Genomic DNA, 7,488 nt, shown 5'->3' with positions numbered 1-7,488 from the left:
CCCCCATCCCCCCTCCCCCCCCCCCCCCCCCTCCCCCCCCCTCCCCCCCCCCCCCCCCCTCCCCCCCCCCCCCCCCCCCCGCTCCCACAGTGTCATTTCCAAAGCACGATTGCTGTGGGAGCTTCCCATGTTGAACACCCTGCTTCCCATCCTCCTGTTCGCCGCCCTGGGCCTTGCCGTCCTCGGCGCGCTGCGACGTGTGCGGATGTGGCGCCAAGGCCGGCCTGCCAAGGTCGACCTGCTCGGTGGCCTTCTGGCCATGCCGCGGCGCTATATGGTCGACCTGCACCACGTGGTCGCCCGTGACAAATATATGGCCAACACCCACGTCGCCACCGCCGGTGGCTTTGTGCTGGCTGCAGTGCTGGCGATCCTGGTGCACGGCTTCGGCTTGCACAACAAGATCCTTGGCTATGCCTTGCTGCTGGCTACCGTGCTGATGTTTGCCGGTGCGCTGTTCGTCTACAAGCGCCGGCTCAATCCGCCTTCGCGCCTGTCGAAAGGGCCATGGATGCGCCTGCCAAAAAGCTTGCTGGTGTTCGCCGCCAGCTTCTTCATTGCCACCTTGCCGGTGGCCGGCATTCTTCCCGAAGGCTTTGGCGGTTGGGTGCTGGTGGCCTTGCTGGGGCTTGGTGTGCTCTGGGGCGTGTCCGAGCTGTTCTTCGGCATGACCTGGGGCGGGCCGATGAAGCACGCCTTTGCCGGGGCCCTGCACCTGGCCTGGCACCGCCGCGCCGAGCGCTTTGGCGATGGCCGTTCCACCGGCCTCAAACCCCTGGACCTGGAAGATCCCCAGGCGCTGCTTGGGGTTGAGAAACCCAAGGATTTCACCTGGAACCAGTTGCTCGGTTTCGACGCTTGCGTGCAGTGCGGCAAGTGCGAAGCCGCCTGTCCGGCCTTTGCTGCCGGTCAGCCGCTGAACCCGAAAAAACTTATCCAGGACATGGTCGTCGGCCTGGCGGGAGGGACCGATGCCAAGTTTGCCGGCAGCCCGTACCCCGGCAAGCCGATTGGCGAACACGGCGGCAATCCGCACCAGCCAATCGTCAATGGTCTGGTCGATGCCGAAACGCTGTGGTCGTGCACCACCTGCCGCGCCTGCGTGGAGGAGTGCCCGATGATGATCGAGCATGTCGATGCCATCGTCGACATGCGTCGTCACCTGACCCTGGAAAAAGGCGCCACGCCAAACAAGGGTGCCGAAGTGCTGGAAAACCTGATCGCCACCGATAACCCGGGCGGTTTTGCCCCGGGCGGGCGGATGAACTGGGCTGCGGACTTGAATCTGACCCTGCTCGGCGATAGCAAAACCACAGATGTACTGTTCTGGGTCGGTGACGGTGCCTTCGACATGCGTAACCAGCGCACCTTACGCGCCTTCGTCAAAGTGCTGAAAGCGGCACAGGTGGACTTCGCCGTGCTTGGCCTTGAGGAGCGCGACAGTGGCGATGTGGCCCGGCGCCTGGGCGATGAGGCGACCTTCCAGCAACTGGCCAAACGCAATATCCAGACCCTGGCCAAATACAGCTTCAAGCGCATCGTCACCTGCGATCCGCACAGCTTCCATGTGCTCAAGAACGAGTACGGCGCCTTTGGCGGTGAGTATCTGGTGCAGCACCACAGTACCTACATCGCCGAATTGATCGGCGCAGGTGCGCTGAATCTGGGGCAGCACAAGGGCGGCAGCGTTACCTATCACGACCCGTGCTATCTGGGGCGCTACAACGGTGAATACGAGGCGCCGCGTGAAGTGCTGCGGGCCCTGGGCATCGAAGTGCAGGAGATGCAGCGTTCGGGCTTCCGTTCCCGTTGCTGCGGTGGTGGCGGCGGTGCGCCGATCACTGATATTCCCGGCAAGCAGCGGATTCCCGACATGCGCATGGACGACATCCGCGAGACCGCCGCCGAGTTGGTGGCCGTAGGTTGTCCACAGTGCACGGCGATGCTCGAAGGTGTGGTCGAACCGCGCCCATTGATCAAGGACCTGGCTGAGCTGGTTGCCGATGCCCTGCTCGAAGAACAGGCCCCGGCGAGTAAACCTGCCCCGGCAAAGCGTGAACCTGCGGAGGTGCACTGATGAGCGACATTATTCGCCGTGATCCGCGCGCCGAGTGGATTGCCCGCAACCGCCTGCATCCTTTGCACGCGGCTATGCAACAGGGACAGCAACACAGCTGGATGGGCCCCAACGGCCTCATGCGCAAGAACCCCCATGGCGTCGGTTTCATCGGCCCCAACGGCATCAAGCGCATCGACCGCAGCGGCGCCCAGCAGGGCACCAGTAACAAACGCAGTGCGGCGGTGGCGGTGGAGTTGCCGCTGCATCAGGTGGCTCAACCGGCGTTCTATATCGCCGTGGTCCCGGATATGGTCGGTGGCCGTCTAGGCAGCCACGATCGCGACCTGCTCGGTTTGGCCCACAGCCTCGCTGGCAGCGATGGCGCGGTATTGACGGTGGTGTTTGGCGAGCACAAGGAAAGCAACTTTTCCACAGCCGGTGTGGATCGCCTGCTGGTCCTCGAGGGCGATGAATTCGACGGTTATGCACCGGAGCAATTGGTACAAGGCCTGCGGGCTGTGGATAACCAGTTCAGCCCGCGTCACTGGTTGCTGCCTGACAGCCGCAGCGGTGGCGGCGAGCTGGGCCGGCGCTTTGCTGCCGCGATTAATGAACGCCCGGCCACACGGGTCTGGCAAGTCAAGGACGGGCAATGCAGCGGTCGCGCCGGTGCCGGCCAGCAGGACCTGATTCGGGGCCTGCCACGCTTGATCCTGGCCGCGGCCGAATGTGCCGAGCCGGTCAGCGAAACCCGTCACGAAGCCTTGCCTGAGCAGTTATCCACAAGCGTGGCACGCAGCCTGTCACGTATCGAGGACCTCGGTCCGGTGGCTGTCGACCCGGCCGCCATCGCCATGGCCGAAGCCGAGTTCATCGTTTCCGGCGGCAACGGGGTCAAGGACTGGGAACTGTTCCACCGCGCCACCGTGGCCCTTGGCGCCACCGAGGGCGCGTCGCGGGTGGCGGTGGATGATGGATTCATGCCGCGCAACCGCCAGGTCGGTGCCACCGGCACCTGGGTCACGGCACGGATCTATGTGGCTGTGGGTATCTCTGGGGCAATCCAGCACCTGCAGGGCATTGGCGCCTGCGACAAGGTTGTGGCGATCAACATGGACCCCGGCTGCGACATGATCAAGCGTGCCGATTTGTCGGTCATCGGTGACAGTGCGGCAATCCTCCAGGCACTGATCGAGGCTGTGGAAAACTATCGCAACGGCGCCAAGCGCGACGCGGCATAAGGGCAGGGGACATTTATGCACACCAAGGTCATCAGTCTGGTCTCGATCGGTGCTCACCCCAGCTCAGGCCGTACCCGGCGCGCCGAACAGGACGCGCGGGCGGTGGAACTGGGGCTGCAGCTGGCTGGGGATAACTTGCAAGTACTGCATGCTGGCGATCCTCAGGAGCCAGCCTTGCGCGCTTACCTGGGCATGGGCCTGGAACAGCTGGATGTACTTGAACAACCGCAGGGCGCCGATGCCCTGGGGGTACTGGGCGACTACCTGCGCGATGCCGGGGCGCAACTGGTGCTTACCGGTAGCCAGGCGGAAACCGGTGAAGGCTCGGGCATGTTGCCATTCCTGCTGGCCGAGCGCCTGGGCTGGCCGTTAGTCGTGGGGCTGGCGGAAGTAGAATCTATCCACAACGGCGTAGCCCAGGTGCTGCAGGCACTGCCACGCGGTCAGCGGCGCCGTCTCAAGGTGCGCTTGCCGCTGTTGGCAACTGTGGATAACGCCGCGCCCAAGCCGCGTCAAAGCGCCTTTGGCCCGGCCCGACGCGGTGTGTTGGCTGCCCGCCAGGTACAGATCGTCGAGGATGAGTTGTTTACCAGTGCCGAACTGCAACCCGCCAAACCTCGACCCAAGCGTTTGAAGGTGATCAAGGCCAAGAGTGGTGCTGACCGCATGAAAGCAGCCACGGCCAAGGCCAGTGGCGGCGGTGGACAAGTACTCAAGGACGTTAGCCCGCAAGCGGGTGCCGAAGCCATCCTCAAGCTGCTGGTGGAAGAGGGCGTGCTGCGCTGAGCAATTTGCTCACAAAGTCTGTTGGCCGATCTGTGGATAAAGTGTTTGTGTATGGCTGAAAGGCACGCATTGCGTGCCTTTCAGCGTTATGGTCAAAAAATGATCAAGCTAAGTGGCGGATTTTTCGAGGTTTTCTCTCACAGCCTTGGGTGATATTGCCCACAATCGCTGTTGGCGGGTCTGTGGATAATATGTTCGCCCATGGCTGAGAGGCCCGTGTGGCAAGGGTTTTATGAGGTTGATCAAAAAACACTCAATTCGCCAGTTTAGCTAGGCCAATGCAGCGTAACTTGGCCATTTGAGGCGTTATCCACAACACTTTTCCACGCTTGGGACTTTTGCACACAAAGTCTGTTGGCGTCTCTGTGGATAAGGTGTTCGCCTTCTGCTGTGAGCCTTGTGTTTAAAGGCTTACATAGATTTGATCAAATATTGATCAATATTTTTTGCAGGGAAAAACAATGACTTGCCCACATTAGCTGTGGGCTGTCCTGTGGATAAAGTGTTTGCTGAGTGCAGGGGCCCAGCGGGGCCGGGGCATTGAGTGCAGTGGTTAATATTTGAACAGCATCGCTGGGCAAGCCCGCTCCCACCGGTTTTCACCCTCCCGGTGGGAGCGGGCTTGCCCCGCGATAGGCCCTACTGCGCAGCCACACCCTTGAGATAAGGTGCAGGCGCCGCCCCCAGGTTGCTCAGCATGCGCTCGCTGTACCAATCCACGAAGTTGACCACACCAAACTCATAGGTCTTGGAATACGGCCCAGGCTGATACGCCGTGGAGTTGATCCCGCGCTGGTTCTCTTCGGCCAGACGCCGGTCCTGGTCGTTGGTCGCGTCCCACACCTGGCGCATGCGCTCGGGGTCGTAGTCCACGCCTTCGACCGCATCCTTGTGCACCAGCCACTTGGTGGTGACCATGGTTTCCTGCGCGCTGATCGGCCACACCGTGAAGACGATCATGTGATCGCCCATGCAGTGGTTCCACGAGTGCGGCAGGTGCAGGATGCGCATCGAGCCCAGGTCCGGGTTCTTGATCCGGCCCATCAGCTTCTGGCAGCCCTGCTTGCCGTCCAGGGTCATCGACACCGTGCCCTTGAGCAGCGGCATGCGCACGATGCGGTTACGCAGGCCGAAGCTGGCGTGGGCGTACGGAATCTTTTCGGCGTCCCAGGCTGCTGCCGAGGCGGCAACGTGATCCTTGAAGGCCTGGTCGGCACGCGGATCGGTGACGTCGTCCCACTCCAGCAGGGTTTTCAGCAGTTCAGGGTGCGAACCGCCGCAGTGATAGCACTCGCGGTTGTTTTCCAGCACCAGTTTCCAGTTGGCCTTTTCCATCAAGGTGGTTTGCACCGCCACCTTGGTGTTTTCCATGTCATAGGGCTCCATATAGTGAGCCAGGGTGGAAAGGAAGTCGTCGATGGCCGGTGGGTTCTCGGCCAGGCTGATGAAGATGTAACCGCCAGCGGTCTTCACATTGACTGATTTGAGCCCGTACTGCTTCATGTCGAAGTCGGCGCCCATTTCGGTACCGGCGAACAGCAGGCGGCCATCAAGCTCGTAGGTCCACTGGTGGTAGTGGCAGACCAGTTTGGCCACCTTGCCTTTTTCGCTGGTGCACAGGCGCGAACCACGGTGACGACAGACGTTATGGAAGGCATGCACCTGGCCTTCAGCGCCGCGCACCACGAGGATCGGGTTCTTGCCGATCTGCAGGGTGAGGAAGTTGCCCTTGGCCGGGATCTCACAAGTCATCCCGGCGATCAGCCATTCCTTCTGGAAGATTTCTTCCATGTCGATCTGGAACAGGCGCTCGTCGCAATAGAACGGCTGTGGCAGCGAGAAGGTGCGCTCGCGGCTCTGCAGCATCTCGGCAGTCGCCTTGCGCGCAGGTTCCAGTGGATCGCCCAGACTCAAAGTTGCGGTGACGTCCATCGTTCAGGTCCTCATGGCCGGTGCTTGTGGCCGGTGAAAGTGGCTAATCATTGTTATGGCGACGCAAGGCTGAAATACAGCAGGATCATTTGCGATGGAGTGTGCGATTGAAGCCGTGATGATCCATATCCATGGACGACATGATCAGATCCGTTTCCGACGCGCCAGCCCTTGTTGCAAGGGCCTGGTCGCGATAAGCACGCCGATGTCGCGGATAGGAATGTGTCCGCCGCAGCGCTTGAGCAAAATCGCAATCATCAGGCCGCAGTCGGCCGTGGAGACGAGCATGTCCAACAGCTTCCTCAATCCGGTCAGCACCCAGACCTGGGCCAACGGCCGTCACATCGTCCGTTGCGTCAAGGTGATCCAGGAAACCTGGGATGTGCGCACTTTCTGCTTCATGGCCGACCAGCCGATCATGTTCTTCTTCAAGCCCGGGCAGTTCGTCACCCTGGAGCTTGAGATCGACGGCCAGCCGATCATGCGCTCGTACACCATTTCCAGCTCGCCTTCGGTGCCTTACAGCTTCTCGGTGACTATCAAGCGGGTACCGGGCGGCAAAGTCTCCAACTGGCTGCACGACACCCTGCACGAAGGCCAGGAGCTGGCGGTGCACGGGCCGGTCGGGCTGTTCAACGCCATCGACTACCCCAGCCCGAAAGTGCTGTACCTCAGTGGTGGCGTCGGCATCACCCCGGTGATGTCCATGGCGCGCTGGTTCTACGACACCAACGGCAATGTCGACATGGTCTTTGTGCACAGCGCCCGCTCACCGAAAGACATCATCTATCACCGCGAGCTGGAACACATGGCGTCGCGGATCGACAACTTCAGCTTGCACATCATTTGTGAGAAACATGGCCTGGGCGAGCCTTGGGCGGGTTACCGCGGCTACCTGAACCAGAAGCTGATGGAGTTGATTGCCCCGGACTACATGGAGCGGGAAATCTTCTGCTGCGGACCTACGCCGTATATGAATGCGGTCAAGCGCCTGCTGGAAGGCAGCGGTTACGACATGAGCCGTTACCATGAGGAATCGTTCGGTGCGACCCCGGCCGAGGTCAAGGCCGATGCGGTCGAGCTCGCTGAACAAGCTGCCGATGCGCCGGAAGTGGACAATGCCGACCTGCACCAGGTGGAATTCACCGCTACCGGCAAAAGCATCCGTGTGGCCCCGGGCGAGACCGTGCATGCGGCGGCGGCCAAGCTTGGCCTGATGATCCCCAAGGCCTGCGGCATGGGCATCTGCGGCACCTGCAAGGTGCTCAAGCTGGGCGGTGAAGTGGAGATGGAGCACAACGGCGGCATCACCGATGATGACGTCGCCGAAGGCTATATCCTGTCTTGCTGCAGCGTGCCCAAGGGCGACGTGCGGATCGAGTTCTGATCCGAGAGCCTTTCGCGGGGCAAGCCCGCTCCCCCAAAAAGACCACAAAAAACAGGGGGGAGGGGTTTTTCCCCCATAACCCA

6 protein-coding genes are annotated in these 7,488 nt (G+C 61.5%); 4 read left to right on the top strand and 2 right to left on the bottom strand.

What is annotated here, in order from left to right; genetic code table 11:
* Window positions 1-127 precede the first annotated feature (127 nt).
* From dgcB to ACO6VD_RS25750, 3 genes are read left to right on the top strand one after another with little or no spacing between them, the layout of a single operon-like run.
* Entirely contained in the window at window positions 128-2,077 is a 1,950-nt protein-coding gene (gene dgcB / locus ACO6VD_RS25760) for a dimethylglycine demethylation protein DgcB (protein ID WP_422422708.1), read from the top strand.
* Complete coding sequence (locus tag ACO6VD_RS25755) at window positions 2,077-3,300, top strand: electron transfer flavoprotein subunit alpha/FixB family protein (RefSeq protein ID WP_422422707.1); 1,224 nt, start codon at window positions 2,077-2,079, stop codon at window positions 3,298-3,300. The genes dgcB and ACO6VD_RS25755 overlap by 1 nt, the downstream gene beginning before the upstream one ends.
* 15 nt (window positions 3,301-3,315) lie before the next feature.
* Window positions 3,316-4,086: an electron transfer flavoprotein subunit beta gene (locus ACO6VD_RS25750; protein WP_422422706.1), complete on the top strand. Its 771-nt coding sequence runs from the start codon at window positions 3,316-3,318 to the stop codon at window positions 4,084-4,086.
* Window positions 4,087-4,725: 639 nt separating this feature from the next.
* Here the strand turns inward: ACO6VD_RS25750 and gbcA are convergent.
* On the bottom strand, window positions 4,726-6,018 hold the full coding sequence (gene gbcA / locus ACO6VD_RS25745) for a glycine-betaine demethylase subunit GbcA (RefSeq protein WP_422422705.1): 1,293 nt from the start codon (window positions 6,016-6,018) through the stop codon (window positions 4,726-4,728).
* 144 nt (window positions 6,019-6,162) lie between these two features.
* Window positions 6,163-6,306 (bottom strand): hypothetical protein, encoded by a 144-nt coding sequence (locus ACO6VD_RS25740; protein ID WP_422422704.1) that lies wholly within the window; start codon window positions 6,304-6,306, stop codon window positions 6,163-6,165.
* On the opposite strand from ACO6VD_RS25740, the gene gbcB reads away from it, so the two are divergent.
* A complete protein-coding gene (gene gbcB, locus ACO6VD_RS25735; protein ID WP_400174023.1) occupies window positions 6,305-7,405 on the top strand; it encodes a glycine-betaine demethylase subunit GbcB in 1,101 nt (366 codons plus the stop codon). The genes ACO6VD_RS25740 and gbcB overlap by 2 nt on opposite strands.
* Window positions 7,406-7,488 lie beyond the last annotated feature (83 nt).

Origin of the sequence: Pseudomonas sp. GZD-222, from assembly GCF_049310525.1 — a bacterium.
In the GTDB taxonomy this organism is placed as follows: Bacteria; Pseudomonadota; Gammaproteobacteria; order Pseudomonadales; family Pseudomonadaceae; genus Aquipseudomonas.
This window is presented reverse-complemented; position numbering and strand designations above follow the sequence as displayed.